14 protein-coding genes and 4 tRNA genes are annotated in these 17597 nt (G+C 57.7%); 7 read left to right on the top strand and 11 right to left on the bottom strand.

Annotated features, from left to right (window positions below; all coding sequences use genetic code 11):
• Positions 1–193: 193 nt before the first annotated feature.
• On the top strand, positions 194–1228 hold the full coding sequence (pstS, locus tag BMY73_RS12955; protein WP_092407510.1) for a phosphate ABC transporter substrate-binding protein PstS: 1035 nt from the start codon (positions 194–196) through the stop codon (positions 1226–1228).
• Between the two features lie 200 nt (positions 1229–1428).
• Here pstS and BMY73_RS12950 read toward each other — a convergent pair.
• From BMY73_RS12950 to rluD, 7 genes are all read right to left on the bottom strand, one after another.
• Positions 1429–1505, bottom strand: a tRNA-Pro gene (locus BMY73_RS12950).
• A gap of 95 nt (positions 1506–1600) precedes the next feature.
• Positions 1601–1676 (bottom strand) — tRNA-Lys (locus BMY73_RS12945).
• 6 nt (positions 1677–1682) lie between these two features.
• Positions 1683–1759: transfer RNA gene (locus tag BMY73_RS12940), tRNA-Pro, on the bottom strand.
• Between the two features lie 20 nt (positions 1760–1779).
• Positions 1780–1855 (bottom strand) — tRNA-Asn (locus tag BMY73_RS12935).
• 354 nt (positions 1856–2209) lie between these two features.
• Entirely contained in the window at positions 2210–4774 is a 2565-nt protein-coding gene (clpB, locus tag BMY73_RS12930; protein WP_062378745.1) for an ATP-dependent chaperone ClpB, read from the bottom strand.
• Positions 4775–5100: 326 nt separating this feature from the next.
• On the bottom strand, positions 5101–5829 hold the full coding sequence (gene pgeF / locus BMY73_RS12925) for a peptidoglycan editing factor PgeF (RefSeq protein ID WP_092407566.1): 729 nt from the start codon (positions 5827–5829) through the stop codon (positions 5101–5103).
• Between the two features lie 8 nt (positions 5830–5837).
• Entirely contained in the window at positions 5838–6800 is a 963-nt protein-coding gene (gene rluD, locus BMY73_RS12920) for a 23S rRNA pseudouridine(1911/1915/1917) synthase RluD (RefSeq protein ID WP_092407508.1), read from the bottom strand.
• Positions 6801–6951: 151 nt separating this feature from the next.
• On the opposite strand from rluD, the gene BMY73_RS12915 reads away from it, so the two are divergent.
• The 6 genes from BMY73_RS12915 to BMY73_RS12890 all read left to right on the top strand — a co-directional run bounded on the left by BMY73_RS12915 (position 6952) and on the right by BMY73_RS12890 (position 12384).
• Entirely contained in the window at positions 6952–7974 is a 1023-nt protein-coding gene (locus BMY73_RS12915; RefSeq protein ID WP_062378748.1) for an outer membrane protein assembly factor BamD, read from the top strand.
• Positions 7975–8130: 156 nt separating this feature from the next.
• On the top strand, positions 8131–8370 hold the full coding sequence (locus BMY73_RS12910; RefSeq protein ID WP_092407506.1) for a PP0621 family protein: 240 nt from the start codon (positions 8131–8133) through the stop codon (positions 8368–8370).
• The gene (locus tag BMY73_RS12905; RefSeq protein WP_092407504.1) at positions 8360–9952 is read left to right on the top strand and encodes a sensor histidine kinase; all 1593 of its coding nucleotides are present in this window, start codon (positions 8360–8362) and stop codon (positions 9950–9952) included. Before BMY73_RS12910 ends, BMY73_RS12905 begins: the two co-directional genes overlap by 11 nt.
• 3 nt (positions 9953–9955) lie before the next feature.
• Positions 9956–11296, top strand: a complete 1341-nt coding sequence (locus tag BMY73_RS12900; RefSeq protein ID WP_092407502.1) for a sigma-54-dependent transcriptional regulator — start codon at positions 9956–9958, stop codon at positions 11294–11296.
• 206 nt (positions 11297–11502) lie between these two features.
• On the top strand, positions 11503–11937 hold the full coding sequence (locus BMY73_RS12895; protein WP_371914974.1) for a nucleotidyltransferase domain-containing protein: 435 nt from the start codon (positions 11503–11505) through the stop codon (positions 11935–11937).
• A gap of 24 nt (positions 11938–11961) precedes the next feature.
• The gene (locus BMY73_RS12890; RefSeq protein ID WP_092407498.1) at positions 11962–12384 is read left to right on the top strand and encodes a hypothetical protein; all 423 of its coding nucleotides are present in this window, start codon (positions 11962–11964) and stop codon (positions 12382–12384) included.
• Here the strand turns inward: BMY73_RS12890 and thiO are convergent.
• From thiO to BMY73_RS12870, 4 genes are read right to left on the bottom strand one after another with little or no spacing between them, the layout of a single operon-like run.
• Entirely contained in the window at positions 12381–13484 is a 1104-nt protein-coding gene (thiO, locus tag BMY73_RS12885; protein ID WP_092407496.1) for a glycine oxidase ThiO, read from the bottom strand. The genes BMY73_RS12890 and thiO overlap by 4 nt on opposite strands.
• 27 nt (positions 13485–13511) lie before the next feature.
• On the bottom strand, positions 13512–13907 hold the full coding sequence (locus BMY73_RS12880; RefSeq protein ID WP_092407494.1) for a type IV pilin protein: 396 nt from the start codon (positions 13905–13907) through the stop codon (positions 13512–13514).
• 9 nt (positions 13908–13916) lie between these two features.
• Positions 13917–17087, bottom strand: coding sequence for a pilus assembly protein (locus BMY73_RS12875; RefSeq protein WP_092407492.1), 3171 nt, complete (start codon positions 17085–17087; stop codon positions 13917–13919).
• Positions 17068–17592 (bottom strand): pilus assembly PilX family protein, encoded by a 525-nt coding sequence (locus BMY73_RS12870; protein WP_256571176.1) that lies wholly within the window; start codon positions 17590–17592, stop codon positions 17068–17070. Before BMY73_RS12870 ends, BMY73_RS12875 begins: the two co-directional genes overlap by 20 nt.
• Positions 17593–17597: the final 5 nt, after the last annotated feature.

The following is a 17597-nucleotide window of genomic DNA, read 5'->3' as shown; positions in this document are numbered from 1 at the left end:
CAAAATGGTCTTGAACAAGCCGTTCTGCAGCGTCTGAACCTCAGTCTTCGTGAGCACGCTCACGCCCACAGATCGTTCGGCACACAAACGCAATCAATCCGCTTCGGTTACTTCCTGTCATAAAAACGTGCTGATTACTGTGATCCCATTAAGGCATCACACCCCGATGTCGCTCGATTACAGGAAGTCATCCATGTTTCAGCTTTCCCGAATGATGCTGGCCGCAGGCCTGGGCATTGCACTCAACTTGTCGCTGCTGGACGGCGCCAGCGCTGCACAAGAAGTGACCGGCGCCGGCTCCACTTTCATCTACCCTGTGCTGTACAAGTGGGCGACCGATTACGACCAGAAGACCGGCGTAAAAGTGAACTACCAAAGCATCGGCTCCGGCGCAGGCATTGCGCAGATCAAGGAAGGCGCCGTGGATTTCGGCGCGACCGACATGCCCATGAGCTCGAGCGAGCTTCAGGCGTCCGGCTTGCAGCAGTTCCCCTCGGTGATTGGCGGCGTGGTGCCGGTGATCAACATTGCTTCGATCAAGCCCGGCACCCTCAAATTCAGCGGCCCGGTGCTGGCGAATATCTACCTGGGCAAGATCACCCAATGGAACGATCCGGCGCTGGTGGCGCTTAACCCCGACGTGAAACTGCCCGCGCAGAAAATCAATGTGGTGTATCGCTCGGACGATTCGGGTACCACGTTCAACTGGGCGAGCTACCTGTCGAAAGTCAGTGCCGAGTGGAAAAGCAACGTGGGTGCCGGGACGTCGGTCAAATGGCCGGTGGGCATTGGCAGCAAAGGCAGCGAAGGTGTGGCGTCGTACGTGAAGAAGATGCCGAACTCGATCGGCTACGTCGAATACGCGTACATCAAGCAGCAGGGCTTGAACTTCGGGCTGTTGCAGAACACCGCCGGAAATTTTGTGGTGCCGAGCACTGAATCCTTCCAGGCGGCAGCCGCGACCGCAGACTGGAAAAATGCCAAGGACTTCGACCTGTCGATGCTCAACGCACCGGGTGAAAATGCTTACCCGATCACGGCCGCGACGTTCATCGTGCTCTACAGGCAGCCGAAGAACGCCGACCGCCAGAAGACTGTGCAAGACTTCTTCCGCTGGACACTCGAAAGCGGCCAGCAACAAGCCCGCTCACTGGACTTCGCACCGATCCCGACCGAGCTGAAAACCCAGATCGAAGCCTATTGGGGCGATGCACCCAAGGCGCAGTAGAAACCAGGCTCGGCCCCAAATCGCATCCGCAGGTGCCGCTCTGCTGGCACCTGCATCGCAGCGACGGGATGGGATGGGAGAAAGCTGGACAGCAGGAACACGGAAACGAAAAAAGGCGTCCCGAAGGACGCCTTTTTTGTTGGCCCAGCGCGGATGGCGCTTGAACCTTATTTTCTACCCGGATACTGCCTGGGCGAAAATGGTCGGGGTAAGGGGATTCGAACTCCTGACATCCTGCTCCCAAAGCAGGCGCGCTACCGGACTGCGCTATACCCCGTTGAAACAAAGAAACACCTCGTAAGGCGTTTCCAGAGCGGGTGACGCAACTGACGTCACTCCCTAAGATTCAACCCGATGAAGCCAGGTCAAAAATGGTGGGTCGTGTAGGATTCGAACCTACGACCAATTGGTTAAAAGCCAACTGCTCTACCAACTGAGCTAACGACCCAAATAATGGTCGGGGTAAGGGGATTCGAACTCCTGACATCCTGCTCCCAAAGCAGGCGCGCTACCGGACTGCGCTATACCCCGACGGTACTACTTCTTGAAATTGGCTCCGTGACCAGGACTCGAACCTGGGACCCAATGATTAACAGTCATTTGCTCTACCGACTGAGCTATCACGGAACGATCTTTTCAAATCTATCAATTTCAGATGCAGCGTTTGACGCGCTTCAATACAACAAATTCAGTACATCTTTGCGAGAAGAATCCCGCACATACCACCCTGAATCTCCTGCATTTTCAGCCTCTTTGACCTGTCTGCATCGCTGCGTTCACGTCTCTGAGGCGCGCTATTCTACATTTCCAGAAACACCTGTCAACCCTCCAAATTGCTTTTAAGACAATGATTTGCAACTTTTTTTCGAGAACACCCTCCGATCCCGAAAATCAGGCGTTCGAGATACACCATCACCCGCGCATAAAAAAGGGCGCTCACCAGGAGCGCCCTCTTACAGCTTCTATATAGAAGGCAGCAGATCAGACAAAAACGATCTCGTCGTCAACCACGGTGCCCTTGATGCTGGTACCCGGCATGAAGCTGCCGGACAGAATCAATTGAGCCAACGGGTTCTCGATCCAGCGCTGAATTGCCCGCTTCAACGGCCGTGCGCCGTACACGGGGTCATAGCCCACTGCAATCAGCTTGTCCATCGCTTCAGGCGCCAGTTCCAGACGCAGGTCCCGCTCCGCCAGACGTTGACGCAGGCGACCCAACTGGATCTCCGTGATGCCGGCGATCTGCTCGCGGGCCAGCGGCTCGAAGATCACCACTTCATCGACCCGGTTGATGAACTCCGGACGGAAATGCGAAGTCAGGGCATCCATCACCGCAGCACGCTGAGCCTCGCGATCACCCACCAGCTCCTGAATCCGCGCCGACCCCAGGTTCGAGGTCATGACGATGACCGTGTTACGGAAGTCGACCGTACGTCCGTGGCTGTCGGTCAGGCGACCGTCTTCCAGCACTTGCAGCAGGATATTGAAGACATCCGGGTGCGCCTTCTCGACTTCATCCAGCAGGATCACCGAGTAAGGCTTGCGGCGCACGGCTTCGGTCAGGTACCCACCCTCTTCATAACCGACGTATCCCGGAGGCGCACCGATCAGACGCGCCACGGAATGCTTCTCCATGAACTCGGACATGTCGATGCGGACCATCGCCTCTTCGGTGTCGAACAGAAATTCGGCCAGCGCCTTGCACAACTCGGTCTTACCCACACCGGTCGGGCCAAGGAACATGAACGAACCGCTCGGACGATTCGGGTCGGACAACCCGGCTCGCGAACGACGGACCGCGTTGGCCACGGCCACCACCGCTTCGTCCTGGCCGATCACCCGCTCGTGCAGCAGGCTTTCCATTTTCAACAGCTTGTCGCGCTCGCCTTCGAGCATTTTCGACACAGGAATACCGGTCCACTTGGAAACCACTTCAGCGATTTCTTCCTCGGTCACCTTATTGCGCAGCAACTGGTTCTCGGGCTTGCCATGCTGATCGACCATTTGCAGGCTGCGCTCCAGGTCCGGAATCACACCGTATTGCAGTTCGGCCATGCGGTTCAGGTCGCCTCGACGACGCGCCGCTTCCAGTTCCTGGCGCGATTGCTCGATCTTTTGCTGAATCTGCGCAGAACCGGTCACTTCGGCTTTTTCCGAGGTCCAGATTTCTTCCAGATCGGCGTATTCGCGCTCCAGACGCTCGATTTCTTCCTGAAGTTTCTCAAGGCGCTTGATCGCCGCCTCGTCGTCTTCCTTTTTAAGCGCCTGGGACTCAACCTTCAGTTGAATCAAGCGACGCTCGAGGCGATCCAGCACTTCAGGCTTGGAATCGATTTCCATGCGAATGCGGCTGGCAGCTTCGTCGATCAGGTCGATGGCCTTGTCCGGCAGTTGCCGATCCGTGATGTAACGATGGCTGAGTTTGGCCGCCGCAATGATCGCGCCGTCCGTGATCGCCACTTTGTGGTGAACTTCGTAGCGCTCTTTCAGGCCACGCAGGATCGCAATGGTGTCCTCTTCGCTCGGCTCATCCACCAGCACTTTCTGGAAGCGGCGCTCAAGGGCTGCGTCCTTCTCTATGTACTGGCGGTACTCGTTGAGCGTCGTGGCACCCACGCAGTGCAACTCGCCGCGCGCCAGGGCGGGCTTGAGCATGTTGCCGGCATCCATCGAACCTTCGGCCTTGCCTGCGCCGACCATGGTGTGCAATTCGTCGATAAACAGGATGACCTGGCCTTCCTGCTTGGACAGTTCGTTGAGCAACGCTTTCAATCGCTCTTCAAACTCGCCCCGGAACTTGGCACCCGCAATCAGCGCGCCCATGTCCAGCGACAACAGGCGCTTGCCTTTCAGGCCGTCCGGTACTTCGCCATTGATGATGCGCTGAGCCAGGCCTTCGGCGATGGCGGTTTTACCGACCCCGGGCTCACCGATCAGCACCGGGTTGTTCTTGGTCCGGCGCTGCAGTACCTGAATGGTCCGACGGATTTCGTCGTCACGACCGATCACAGGATCGAGCTTGCCCTCTTCCGCCCGCTTGGTCAGGTCGACGGTGTATTTGTCCAGGGCCTGACGGGACTCTTCGGCGTTCGGGTCGTTGACAGCATCGCCGCCTCGCAGGTTGCTGATGGCATTTTCCAAGGCTTTCTTGCTGACGCCCTGCCCCAGCAGCAACTTGCCCAGCTTGCTGTTTTCATCCATCGCCGCGAGCAGCACCAGTTCGCTGGAGATGAACTGATCGCCTTTTTGCTGCGCCAGCCGGTCGGCCTGATTGAGCAGGCGCGCCAGGTCCTGCGACATGTTCACGTCGCCGGTCGGGTTCTGAATTTTTGGCAGTTGATCAAGCTCCTTGCTCAACGCCTTGCGCAGGCTGTTGATGTCGAAGCCGACTTGCAGCAACAGGGGTTTGATCGACCCACCCTGCTGTTCAAGCAATGCCTGCATGAGGTGCGCAGGCTCGATGGCGGGATGGTCCATACCCACCGCCAGGGACTGAGAATCAGATAAAGCGAGCTGTAATTTGCTGGTTAAACGGTCAATACGCATTGGTCACCTTCCTAATGGGCAGGCCGGAGCAATGAACACACCTGAATGAAGAAAACCTGCCAGATAGCCCTTTAGATGTGGCCAATTGCACAGGATTCAAGCGGTGGATGCTTGACACAGATCAACATTAGCTTGTTGAGGGGGATTAGCGGGAGAAAATGCGAAAGGGCAATGCGACGAACAGTAGGAGCGTGGCTTGTCCCGCGATCTGGCGCGAAGCGGCAGTAAATCCTGAGCCTGCGGGCCTATTGATCTAGCACATTGGCCGGATTTACGACTGCTTCGCAGCCGTTCGCGGGACAAGCCACGCTCCTACAACGGGCATTTCAGACTGCGTCAATCCACACCAACGACGCAAACCGCCCGGTGCGCGCTCCACGGCGGTAGGAGAAGAAGCGTTCGTCGTTATAAGTCGACAAACCGCCTCCGTACACCGCCGTCACGCCATGCGCCGCCAGACGCAGACGCGCCAGTTGGTAGATATCGGCCATCAATTTGCCCGCGTTGACGCTGGGCACAAAGGCTTCGATAGCCTCAGGGTGCGTGGCGATAAAGGCATCACGGACTTCCGGCCCCACTTCGAAAGCCTGCGGGCCTATCGCCGGGCCCAGCCAGACCAGAATTTGTGAGGGCGCATCGGCAAAACTGTCGACCGCCGCTTCCAGCACGCCCGCAGCCAACCCTCGCCATCCGGCATGTGCCGCCGCCACCTGAGTGCCTTGGCGATTACAGAACAGAGCAGGCAGGCAGTCAGCCGTCATGATGGTGCAGGCAACGCCCGGCGTCTGGCTCCAGCTGGCGTCGGCCTGCAACACGTCGGAGGGGGATGCTTCGACGACGTTGATGCCGTGGACCTGCTTGAGCCAGGCGGGCTGGATGTGCAGACACGACGTCAGCAGCGAACGGTTATGCGCAACGGCTGCAGGATCGTCGTCAACGTGATCACCCAGATTGAAGCTGTCGAACGGGGCAACGCTGATGCCGCCCGCACGAGTCGTGACGCACGATTTGATACTGCCCGGCGCAGGCCAGTCAGGAATCAGCCAGTCCGCCACGACGTCACTCATCCGACAAATGCCTCACGGTCCTGCTTGAGCAGCGACAGAAGCCAGACAAAATCATCCGGCAACGGCGATTCCCAGCTCATGCGCTGACCGGTCGTCGGATGATCCAGCTCAAGGAAACGCGCATGCAGCGCCTGACGCGGGAAATGTTTCAGCGACTCGACCATCGTGGCGCTGGCCGCTGGCGGAATGCGGAAACGACCGCCGTAGGCCGGATCGCCCACCAGCGGAAAGTTGATGTGCGCCATGTGCACACGAATCTGGTGCGTACGGCCGGTTTCCAGTTTGACCCGGACATGCGTATGGGAACGGAAACGCTCAAGAACGCGATAGTGACTGACCGCAGGCTTGCCGCCTTCCATCACCGCCATGCGCTGACGTTGCTGACCATGACGGCCGATCGGCGCGTTGATCTTGCCACCGGCCGTCACGACACCGATCACGATGCATTCATAAATACGGCTGACGCTACGATTCTGCAGCTGAGTGACCAACTGGGTCTGCGCCTGGATGGTCTTGGCGACCACCATCAATCCGGTAGTGTCCTTGTCCAGACGGTGCACGATGCCGGCACGCGGGACGTTGATGATGTCCGGCACGTGATGCAGCAAGGCATTGAGCAGCGTGCCATCGGCGTGACCGGCGGCCGGGTGGACAACCAGTCCGGCCGGCTTGTTGATCACCAGAATCTGGTCGTCTTCATAAACGATGTCCAGTTCGATGTCCTGCGCGACCCATTCACCCTGAGCCTCTTGCTCGGCCTTGAGGACCAGTACGGCACCGCCGTGCACGATGTCACGCGGGCGCAGAACGCCTCCGTCCACAGTCAGGCGGCCGTCTTTGATCCAGGCGGAAAGGCGCGAGCGCGAGTGCTCGTCGAAGAGTTGGGCGGCGACTTGGTCGAGGCGTTGACCGCCCAATTCGGACGGCACCTCTGCGCGGAGTTCTATGATCTCAGACATGCTCAAACTAGGAGGTGGCACTGGCCTTTGGTTTCGGCTGTGCGCTTGTGGTTAAATACGGCGTCTTTTGTCCCGGGGGTTCCACGGGGCGCCCATCATAACAGGACGGTCCTGCGCAAGACAGCAGGCCGTTATAGGGACGCAAGCCGCCATGCAAGTGAAACACCTGCTGCTGATAGCCATCCTCGGACTTACCGCTGCCTGTTCTTCGAAGAAAGAAGTCATCGACGAAAACCTCAGTGAAGTCGAGCTGTACCAGCAGGCGCAGGCCGACCTGGACAACAACAGCTACAACAGCGCAACCGAAAAACTCAAGGCGCTGGAATCCCGCTACCCGTTCGGTCGCTATGCTGACCAGGCGCAGCTGGAGCTGATCTACGCCAACTACAAGAACGGCGAGCCCGAAGCCGCGAAGACCGCTGCCGAGCGCTTCATTCGTCTGCACCCGCAGCACCCGAACGTCGACTACGCCTACTACCTGAAAGGCCTGACGTCGTTCGACCAGGACGTGGGCATCATCGCGCGCTTCCTGCCGCTGGATCAGACCAAGCGTGACCCGGGGGCTGCGCGCGACTCGTACAACGAGTTCGCCCAGTTGACCAGCCGTTTTCCGAACAGCCGCTACGCGCCGGATGCCAAGCAGCGCATGATTTATCTGCGCAACCTGCTGGCGGCGTACGAAATTCATGTGGCCGACTACTACCTGACGCGCCAGGCCTACGTGGCGGCGGCGAACCGTGGCCGCTACGTGGTTGAAAACTTCCAGGAGACGCCATCGGTTCCGGACGGTCTTGCGGTCATGGTCGAGGCGTACCAGCGCCTGCAACTGAACGATCTGGCCGACACCAGTCTGGAAGTCCTGAAAGCCAACTACCCGGACTTCCCGCAACTGGTCGATGGCAAGTTCGAACCGCGTACACCCGATCCGGACAACCGCTCGTGGCTGTCGAAAGCGACGCTGGGCCTGATCGAAAGCCGTCCGCCGTTGCCGCCGGGAGAAACCCGCGCCAACCAGGACGTGATCAAGCAGTATCAGGACGCCAAGGAAGCGATCCCGGCCGACCTGTTGCCTGAGAACCAGCCCGACGAAGCCGACAAGAAAAACGAAGATGATGACGGCACGCCAAAAAGCCGCTCGATCTTCAGCTACATGACGTTCGGTCTCTTCGACTGATCAACGTCGCGGTATGAGCGCTACTGGAAAAGAGGCCCTTTGAGGCCTCTTTTTTATTTCAGTCAGTTTTCCGACAGCCTGGATCGGCGCAGATCACTGTGCGGCAGACAGCGCCTTGGCTACACTGCGGCATCTTCACTTCATAAGCTGGTAGACATGATTCGCTTGATTATGTGGATCGCCCTGATCATGGCGGTCATCTGGTTGTACAAACGCGTGACCAAGGGCCCCTCGGCGCGCCAAAAACCTGCGGCGCCCGAGGTCGAGGCCGCGCCAATGGTGCGTTGCGCGCAGTGTGGCGTACATGTTCCGCGCGACCGGGCGCTCAGCCAGGGTCAGCAATGGTATTGCACCGAAGCGCATCGCCTGCAGGGCCCTGCTGCACGTGACCGCTGAAACCCTGTCGCTGGCCACACCACAGGCCCAGCGCATTCTGCGGCTGTATCACCTGTACCGTCTGAGCATCGGCATTCTGCTGGTGCTGTTGATTTCCAGCAGCCTCGATGCCGAACTGCTCGAGCTCGCCGACATCGAACTGTTCCGCACGGGTTGCTGGCTGTACCTGGTCTTCAACATCCTCGTCGTTGTCCTGCTTGAACGGCCCAGTCGTCAGGGGCAACTGTTCGCGCTGGCGATGGCCGACGCACTGACGCTGTGCGCACTGTTCTATGCCGGAGGTGGCGCCCCGAGCGGCATCGGTAACCTGATTGTGGCGTCGGTCGCCATCAGCAACGTGCTCTTGCGCAAGCGCACCGGGCTGCTGATTGCTGCCGTTTCAGCCATCGGCATCATCTACCTGACCTTCTTCATCAGTTACCACCAACCCGCGGCGGCCAATCACTTCGTCCAGGCGGGCTCACTCGGCGCCTTGTGCTTCGCCGCAGCGCTGCTGGTACAGACGCTGGCTCGCCGGCTTCAGGTCAGCGAAGACATCGCCGAGAAGCGGGCGGCCGACGTCGACAATCTGGAGCAGCTCAACGCCCTGATTCTGCAGCGCATGCGTACAGGCATTCTGGTACTCGACTCGAACCGTCAGGTCCTGCTCGCCAACCAGAGCGCGTTGACCTTGCTGGGGCATGAACACCTGCTCGGGGAAGTCATCGATCCGTATTCCCCCCAATTGGTCGAGCGCTTGCGCCAATGGCTGATCAACCCCTCCATGGCGCCGCGCAGCATGACCACGTCAGCGATCGGCCCCGTACTGCGCCCGGGCTTCATTGCCCTGACCCGCGGCAGTCACCGGCACACGCTGGTATTTCTTGATGACCTTTCGCAAATCTCCCAACAAGCCCAACAACTCAAGCTTGCGGCGCTGGGCAGGCTGACGGCGGGCATCGCCCACGAGATCCGCAATCCGCTGGGGGCCATCAGTCATGCGGCCCAGTTGCTCCATGAATCGGAGGAACTGAGCCGGCCGGACCGGCGTCTCAGTGAAATCATTCAAGATCAATCGCAACGGATGAATCTGGTGATCGAGAACGTCTTGCAGCTGTCCCGCCGACGGCAGACCGAACCCCATCTGCTCGACCTCAAGCTGTGGCTCGAACATTTCGTCCACGACCTGCGCAGTCGGCTGCCCGCCGGCCAGTCTGTGCATCTGGAAACCGGCAGCGGTACCCTGACCACGCGCATGGACGCCGAGCAGTTGCAACAGATCATGACCAATCTGGTGCAGAACGGCTTGCGCTACAGCGGGCAACTGCACGAAAAAGCTCAGGTCTGGCTCAGATTGTTCCATGATCCGCACAGCGAGTTGCCCAGCCTGGAAGTGCTGGACGATGGCCCTGGTGTCGCCACCGAACACCTGACGAAGATTTTCGAGCCTTTTTTCACCACCGAAAGCAAAGGAACCGGCTTGGGCCTGTACCTCTCGCGTGAATTGTGCGAAAGCAATCAGGCAAATCTGGATTACACACCACGGGAAGGTGGCGGCAGCTGCATGCGGATCACCTTCGCCCATCCGTTCAAATTGAGTTGAACAATGAGCCAACGGCAAAAGATCCTGATCGTCGACGATGAACCGGACATTCGCGAATTGCTGGAGATCACGCTGGGGCGAATGAAGCTGGACACGCGCAGTGCGCGCAATGTCAAAGAAGCTCAGGACTGGCTGGCGCGGGAGCCTTTCGACCTGTGCCTGACTGACATGCGCCTGCCCGACGGGAACGGCCTCGAACTCGTGCAGCATATTCAGAAGCGCCACACTCAGGTGCCCGTGGCGATGATCACTGCCCATGGGAGCGTTGACACGGCCATCCATGCCCTGAAAGCAGGGGCGTTCGATTTCCTCACCAAACCGGTGGATTTAGGCCGTCTGCGCGAGTTAGTGGGCAGTGCATTGCGCCTGCACGCCTCGCCTTCCAACGAAAACAGCATCGACCATCGCCTGCTCGGCAATTCACCGCCCATGCAGGCCTTACGCAAGCAGATCGGCAAACTGGCCCGCAGTCAGGCGCCAATCTATATCAGCGGCGAATCAGGCAGCGGTAAAGAATTGGTCGCGCGGCTGATTCACGAACAAGGACCGCGGGCCGACAAGCCGTTTGTGCCGGTCAATTGCGGGGCTATCCCGACGGAACTCATGGAAAGCGAGTTTTTCGGCCACCGAAAAGGCAGCTTCACCGGTGCCCATGAAGACAAACCCGGGCTGTTTCAGGCCGCCAATGGCGGCACGCTCTTCCTCGACGAAGTCGCCGACCTGCCGCTGCCGATGCAGGTCAAGCTGCTGCGGGCCATCCAGGAAAAGTCGGTGCGTGCCGTTGGCGGCCAGCAGGAACACGTGGTGGATGTCCGCATCCTGTGCGCCACGCATAAAGACCTCGGTGTCGAAGTGGCCGCCCAACGTTTCCGCCAGGATTTGTATTACCGCCTCAATGTCATCGAGCTGCGCGTACCACCGCTGCGCGAGCGGCGCGAAGACATCGAAGAAATCGCCAGCAACGTGCTTCGCCGCCTCGGTGAAGGCACTGACCTACCATCTGCGCGCCTGACCTCCCAAGCCCTGAACGCGCTGAAGGGCTACCGTTTTCCAGGCAACGTCCGTGAACTGGAGAATATGCTCGAGCGTGCGTACACGCTGTGCGAAAACGACCAGATCGACGCCGACGACCTGCGCCTGGCAGAGCCTGTCAGCGCCAGCGAGGAAGACGGTCCGAGCCTGGCCAATATCGACAATCTGGAAGACTACCTCGAAAGCATCGAACGCAAGCTGATCCTCCAGGCACTCGAAGAAACGCGCTGGAACCGGACCGCCGCAGCGCAGCGATTGAACCTGACGTTCAGATCAATGCGCTATCGGTTGAAGAAGTTGGGGTTGGAGTAGCCAGAAAAAGTCTGCTCACTTGATAAGTCCCAAAAAGGGACCTATCGTTCCCTTTTTGGGACTTATCGCATCGGGCGCTTATGTCTATCGGCGACGCACTTTTCACTACAACCCAACAACGGCTGCTTGGTCTCCTATATGGCCATCCAGAGCGAAGCTTTTACACCAATGAAATCGGGCGATGGGCTCAGGTTGGCAGGGGAAGCATGGTCCGCGAACTGGAGAAACTGCACTCCGCCGGCCTGGTCACGGCGAGCCGACAGGGGAATCAGATTCACTACCAGGCCAACCCCGACAATCCCGTTTTCCTGGAATTGGTCGCTATCGTGCGTAAGACTTTCGGCATCGCCGATCATTTGCGGGCGGCATTGATGCCGTTCTCGGACCGTCTTCAGCAAGCCTTCATCTATGGATCAATCGCGAAAGGCACCGCAAACACATCCAGTGACATTGACTTGATGCTAATAGGCGAAGGAGTGAGTTACAGCGAAGTGATGGAGCGTATGATCCCGCTCGAGGAATTACTGGGCAGAACCATCAACCCGACGCTTTATTCGCCCGCTGATTGGGTGGCGAAGCTCAAAGCAGGAAACAGCTTCGTGCTGCGCGTGAACGAGCAGGACAAGATCAAGATCATTTGAAGCAAATGCGGAGTACGCCAAGGAATGGGCAGCAACGACAATCTGGATAACCTTGTGCGCAGTGGTGGTTTAAAGCTTGAACCTTACGACTCCAAGGAATGCGCTGGACTGATCCGCTCCGCTGCAGATCGCCTCAAGGATGCGCACAACTCGACCCTTTCTTACGCCAGCCGCTTCGACCTGGGCTATAACGCTGCACATGCGTTGGCTCTCGCCGCGATGCGCTTGATGGGGTATCGCTCGGACCGGCGATACCTCGTTTTCCAGTGTTTGCCCCATACCATTGCCCTCGACAAAGTGCAGGTCCGTCTGTTTGGCCTCTGCCACGAACGCCGCAACCTTGCCGAGTACGAAGGGTATATGGATATCGATGAGCCTCTGCTCAAAGAACTGCTGGCCAGTACGGAGTCCCTGCACCGATTGGTACAGAAGGCAGTGACGGCTTAGCGCTGGATTCTTCCTTCTGGCGCATACGGCACAGGATCGATAATCGGCGCCTCGCCCACCAGCAAATCGCTCAGTAACTGACAGGACGCGGGCGCCAGCACCAGTCCGTTTCGGAAATGGCCGCAGTTCAGCCACAGCCCATCATGGTTCGGTACCGGGCCAATGAATGGAATCCCCTCCGGAGAGCCTGGTCGCAAACCTGCCCAATGCCCCACTACTTCGGCATCCGCCAATGCGGGGATCAGTTCGACCGCTGACGCCCTCAGACTTTCAAGCGCCGTGTCGGTCGGTGTCTTGTCGTAGCCTTCATATTCCAGCGTGCTGCCAACCAAAATGTGCCCGTCACGACGCGGGATTGCATAGCGACCTTTGGCGAGGATCATGCTGGGGAGGAAATCCGACGCACATTTGAACAGAATCATCTGCCCCTTCACCGGCTCGACCGGCAACTCAAGGCCAAGGGTGCCGAGCAAGTCGCCGCTCCATGCCCCAGCCGCCAGCACGACGCTATCGGCAAGCACATCACCGGCGGCAGTGCTCACGCCAATGACCCGATGGCCATCGCGCACAAAGCCACTGACTTCACACTGCTCATGAATCATCACGTTCGGCATGGCCAGCAACGCCGCCTTGAGCGATTTGACGAGACGAGGATTACGCACGTTAGCGATGTCGGGCATGTAGATCGCGCGCGAATAGCCGCCCCCCATCACCGGCACGGCATCGTGTACCTGGGAGATGTCAACGGAGGACAACGGGCGATTCAACCGTTGCGCCCACGCCAGCGCTTCCTTCTCGTCGTCAAGGTCAAGCCAGTAGAGACCGGTCTTGTGCACTTCGGGATCGATGCCCGTGGCACCGAGCAGACGTTCGGCCAGTTGTGGATAGAAATCCTGCGACCAATGCGCCAACGCCGTCACGGCCGGGCTGTAGCGCCAAGGGTACAGCGGCGAAACGATGCCACCGCCGGCCCATGAAGATTCTTGCCCCACACCCGAACGCTCGAGCAGCACCACACTCTGAACTTTTGAGGCGAGGTTGAAGGCCGTCAACAAACCGATGACGCCGCCGCCGACGATGACTACGTGTTGCTTGGACATGGATCACAGGTTCCAGAGTAGGTTGAATCAGCGGCCCCAACAGGTCGTGGTCGATGCCGTTCCGGTATTGCTTCTAGCACCTGTATTGGTAATGACGAAGCTCCCGCATTTATCTCCATTCATCATCCCTGTTGCGACAGGTGCAGCCGTCAGCGTGAAGTCCTGTGCGTTGACGGTGGAGGTGATGGTGTAATACGCGTTGCCCGCAGAAAGGCCCGTTGTGCCCGCATACGTACCGCCGTTTCTCGAATAGCTGCGCTCAAGCGTCTGCGTCTGCTCAGACAACAGTCCTGCGATTTCGGCTCTTCTTGTCTTCTTCACGTACTCGGTATAACTGGGGTAAGCAATCGCAGCAAGAATGCCGATGATGGCGACCGTGATCATTAATTCGATGAGCGTAAAACCTGCCAATTTTTTATGCATAAGTCTTCTCTACTGAATCTGTCGCCACATGATGCGTTGATAACCGCTGACGCTACCGCCTTTTTCCAATAACTTGGTAGGCGTACCGCCGCTCGAGTCGAGCACGTATTTATTGTCATTGGCACCATTCGTTCCGTTTACAACGGACGCAAGCGTTGGAATACCTGTGCCAATGGCTAAACCGCTGACTGGCTTATCGCTCGAAGTGATATCGCCATCAGCGTTCGTATCCAGAACCGGATAGCTGAGAATGCTACCCGTAGCCGCGTCGAGTTCAAAAAGACGGCCAGTACCGGTACTTTCGCAAGGGTCGCTGGAGTTCACCGCCGCAGTCGTGAAAATGATCCTGCCGCGACTGGTCTGCGCAGGATAAATAATCCGCTCGCCGAGGTAGGGGGCAGTTGTCGCAAGCGGCAAATACCATCCTTTTTTGGTCGCCCAATCTACATCGTTGTTGCTTGAGGTGTAGTAAGTGCTGCCGCCAGAAATGACCGCACCACCGACGAGCTGTTGCTGCAGATCCGCCTCCACAATGCCGCCCGTGCCTGCGCTCCCATCCCAGACGGCGTAAAAATCCTGCTGAGCTGTGGTGGTTTTGTCCGCTGTTTCATTGAACTTGCCCGTCCCGAAATAAACCAGCTTTCCGTTCAGGGGGTGATCAAGCAGCAGCGGCTGCACGGTAATAGGCTGCTGGTTGCTCGTGGTCGTGACTCCGTTGACGGTAGTGGTAACAGCACCACGGGGAGCAGTGAACAGAGGCTTGCCGCCGAATGCGACACCCCAAGCGGTGGGGCTTGCTGCGCTGAGATCGAATTTCCAGAGGTGCCCTTTAAGGTCTCCCGCATAAGCCGCTTGCACGATGTTCTGAGAGTTGACCAGCAGCTTGACTGAGGACAATCCGTTATCGGTTTCTCCGGATGCAACGGGTACCGTTATTTTCCTTATCAGTGCGCCAGTCTGGGCATTCAGCACGAACAATGCAGCCGTGCCGTTGAAGCTGCCGTAACCGTTACCGACGACGACAATACCTGCACCACCAGCCATGCGAGCGACCTCGGGTTTGGAATAGGCAAAACCCAAGTCGTTAAAATCGTTGGCCGGGGTATTGGTGTCGGGGGCACGAATCTCCCACAACGCCTTGATCGTGTTGGAGCCGCTATCGTCAAACAACTGCAGGGCGTAAAAGGACTTGCCGCCCGCGCCCAGACCTCCAATCGCCATCGTTTGCCATGCACCACCGGCGGTCTTCTGCGTATCAAACACCGAGATCTGACCGTCGACCGTGAACTTGTGCTTCGATACGCCGTAGTCGGTAGCCGCGATGGTTGAGATAGACGGAAGCACCAGCGAAGGCATATAGGCGTAGCGCTGAGTGCCGTTACCGGCATCGATTACATGTACAAAGCCGTCGTTACCATTTGCCAACAGGCTTGAGTTCATATTGGTGGCTTTGAAAGCCAGGTAGCCCGTGTAGGTACTGTCGCCTTGAAGATCCGTAGCCGTCTGAGCCCCAGGAAATGCAGTTGCCAATGGAGAATTGATAATGTCGCCCAGAAGCAACGTTCGGGTGCGCAGGCCTGTCTTATTGATGCCCTTGGTCCACTGAACCAGATCGGCACCGGTAATACCTGCGGGCGTCGTCGGAGCGCTATTAGTGAGCACCAACTGTTGGGCCGCAGAGAGATTGGTAAAACTGAGCGGGACAACGGATCCATTGCCGTTTGTGTTGTAAGACTCGTAAACAGGCGCGGTTGCACTGTTGGTAATTTTGGTATCGGTATTCCACAACAGCTGGCTGCCCAGCGCCCCCGTCGTGGCGTCCAGCGAATAGGCTCGAATCGTCCCGTGCCAGTCAGTAGGGTCATACAACGTCTGGTAAAAACGGGTGCCTGCCTGAAGTATTGTGGAACTTGCGGCGCCTCCACCACCGGAGCCTGCCTTGGAGTTGATGTCATTCAATGCCGCGTTCAAAGCATCGCTGAGAGCGTCGCTGCCGTTGGCCTGATAATACGCACCATGACCGTAAGCCGCCGCATCGATAAGCATTTGATTGGAAACCGTATAGCCGACGGTATAGGTCACCATGTTCTGCTTGGGGAAGCCCGCGTTGTCCCAACTCTTACCCGCATTGTCGAGCGCGGGCGTGCTGGTGTTGGTGCGCATATCGATGTCGTAGGCAAATAACGCAAGGTCATCCAGATAGAGGGTATCCCCGTCCGCATTCGAACCGGTTCTGGGACCGTCATTTGCCAGATTGCCGTCCCAGTTGGGCAGGCGGCCAGTGGGGTCGGCCGGGTCCTGACCTGCGGTTGGAAACGTAGAGTCCGTAGACGGTAGTCCGTCCGTAATGACCACTCCATAGTTTTTTTGACATCGATACTGGATGGGACTGGTGTACTGAGTATTCCGTGTATAGAACGAAGTCATGCCCCGAAAATATCGGGTGATATCGTAATACGTTTCAGCTAGGGGTGTGCCGCCGTTGGCAGTCAGTCCGCTGATGGCGGTTTTGAGCTTATTGAAATTACCAGTCGTGTCCGTGGTAGAAATATCGCTGACCGGGTAGCTGATGACACTTCCACTGGTAGGGTTCAGCACGGCCAAGCCAGTACGTATGGCCCGATTATTAGTAATAAGGTCGGTGGCAACGTCTATGGCAGCCGAGATTCGGGACTGTTGAGGGATAGTGCTGGTGGTAAAATCCTTGACTCTCAGCGCCCCTGTAATGGAAATCAGATACGCCAGATAGTTTGAGCTGTAGAGGGTTGAAGTGCCTGAAGGCGTAGGAAGCTTCAGACAGTAACTGGTGGACGAATTGGTATAGAACATGTAGTAGCCGTTGTTGCAGCTACCACGTGAAAAACTGGAAACATAGATATTCTCTCCAACAATTTGATCACTTTGAAAGTAAGTACATGAAAATAAACCGCACCGGTAATCAACGTTATAAACGCTGCCATAATTATTGGCATTGTTATAGGCGGCATCTCTGAGCACGTGATTCATGCTGCCAGAGTTATCCACGAGCAGCATGAGGTTCGGCGCAACAGCAGAGGCGCTCAGCAACGGAAACTGAGCGGGGGTAAACGCGTAAGTCGGTGCAGCAACGTACAACGTCAGGACACACCCCAAAAGGAGCTTGAGGCTTGCGCGAAGGAAACTATGAACCGCATTTCGCATAAATGCTCTCCAGCACAGTCGACGATGTTCCCTGGCTTGCAACAGCGGTGACTCGATACAAGGTAAATGACGTGGCGGCCTGGCATGACAACGGGGTGGTGACTGGCGTACCTTTCGCGCCCAGATTTTGGATCAAATAGAAACCTGTACCCGCTGCGAGCCAAGCCAAACCGGAACTTTGCCCTGTCCCTGAATAGATTCCCGCCGCCTTCACCTTCCCCGACTCAGGAGGAGGCAGGCAATACGTACAGGCAGCCAATGTGAAATCACTCTTTTGAATTGAAGATTCGCCCAACCGCAGCACGGCTTCCGCCGCCTGAAATGACTGATTGCGCATTGCTAAACTGCCCGCCATTTTTTCCTGTAAATTCGCGCTCTGCATCGAAGAAATGCCCAGGAAGGTCAATAGCAACAAGAACACCAGACTTACGATCAACGCCATGCCGGACTGCTTTTTTGGTCCTCCCGGATACCCGTTGAAAGTACACATCGCAGGCCTGATCATCCGGT

The organism is Pseudomonas sp. NFACC02 (genome assembly GCF_900110765.1).
GTDB lineage: Bacteria > Pseudomonadota > Gammaproteobacteria > Pseudomonadales > Pseudomonadaceae > Aquipseudomonas.
This window is presented reverse-complemented; position numbering and strand designations above follow the sequence as displayed.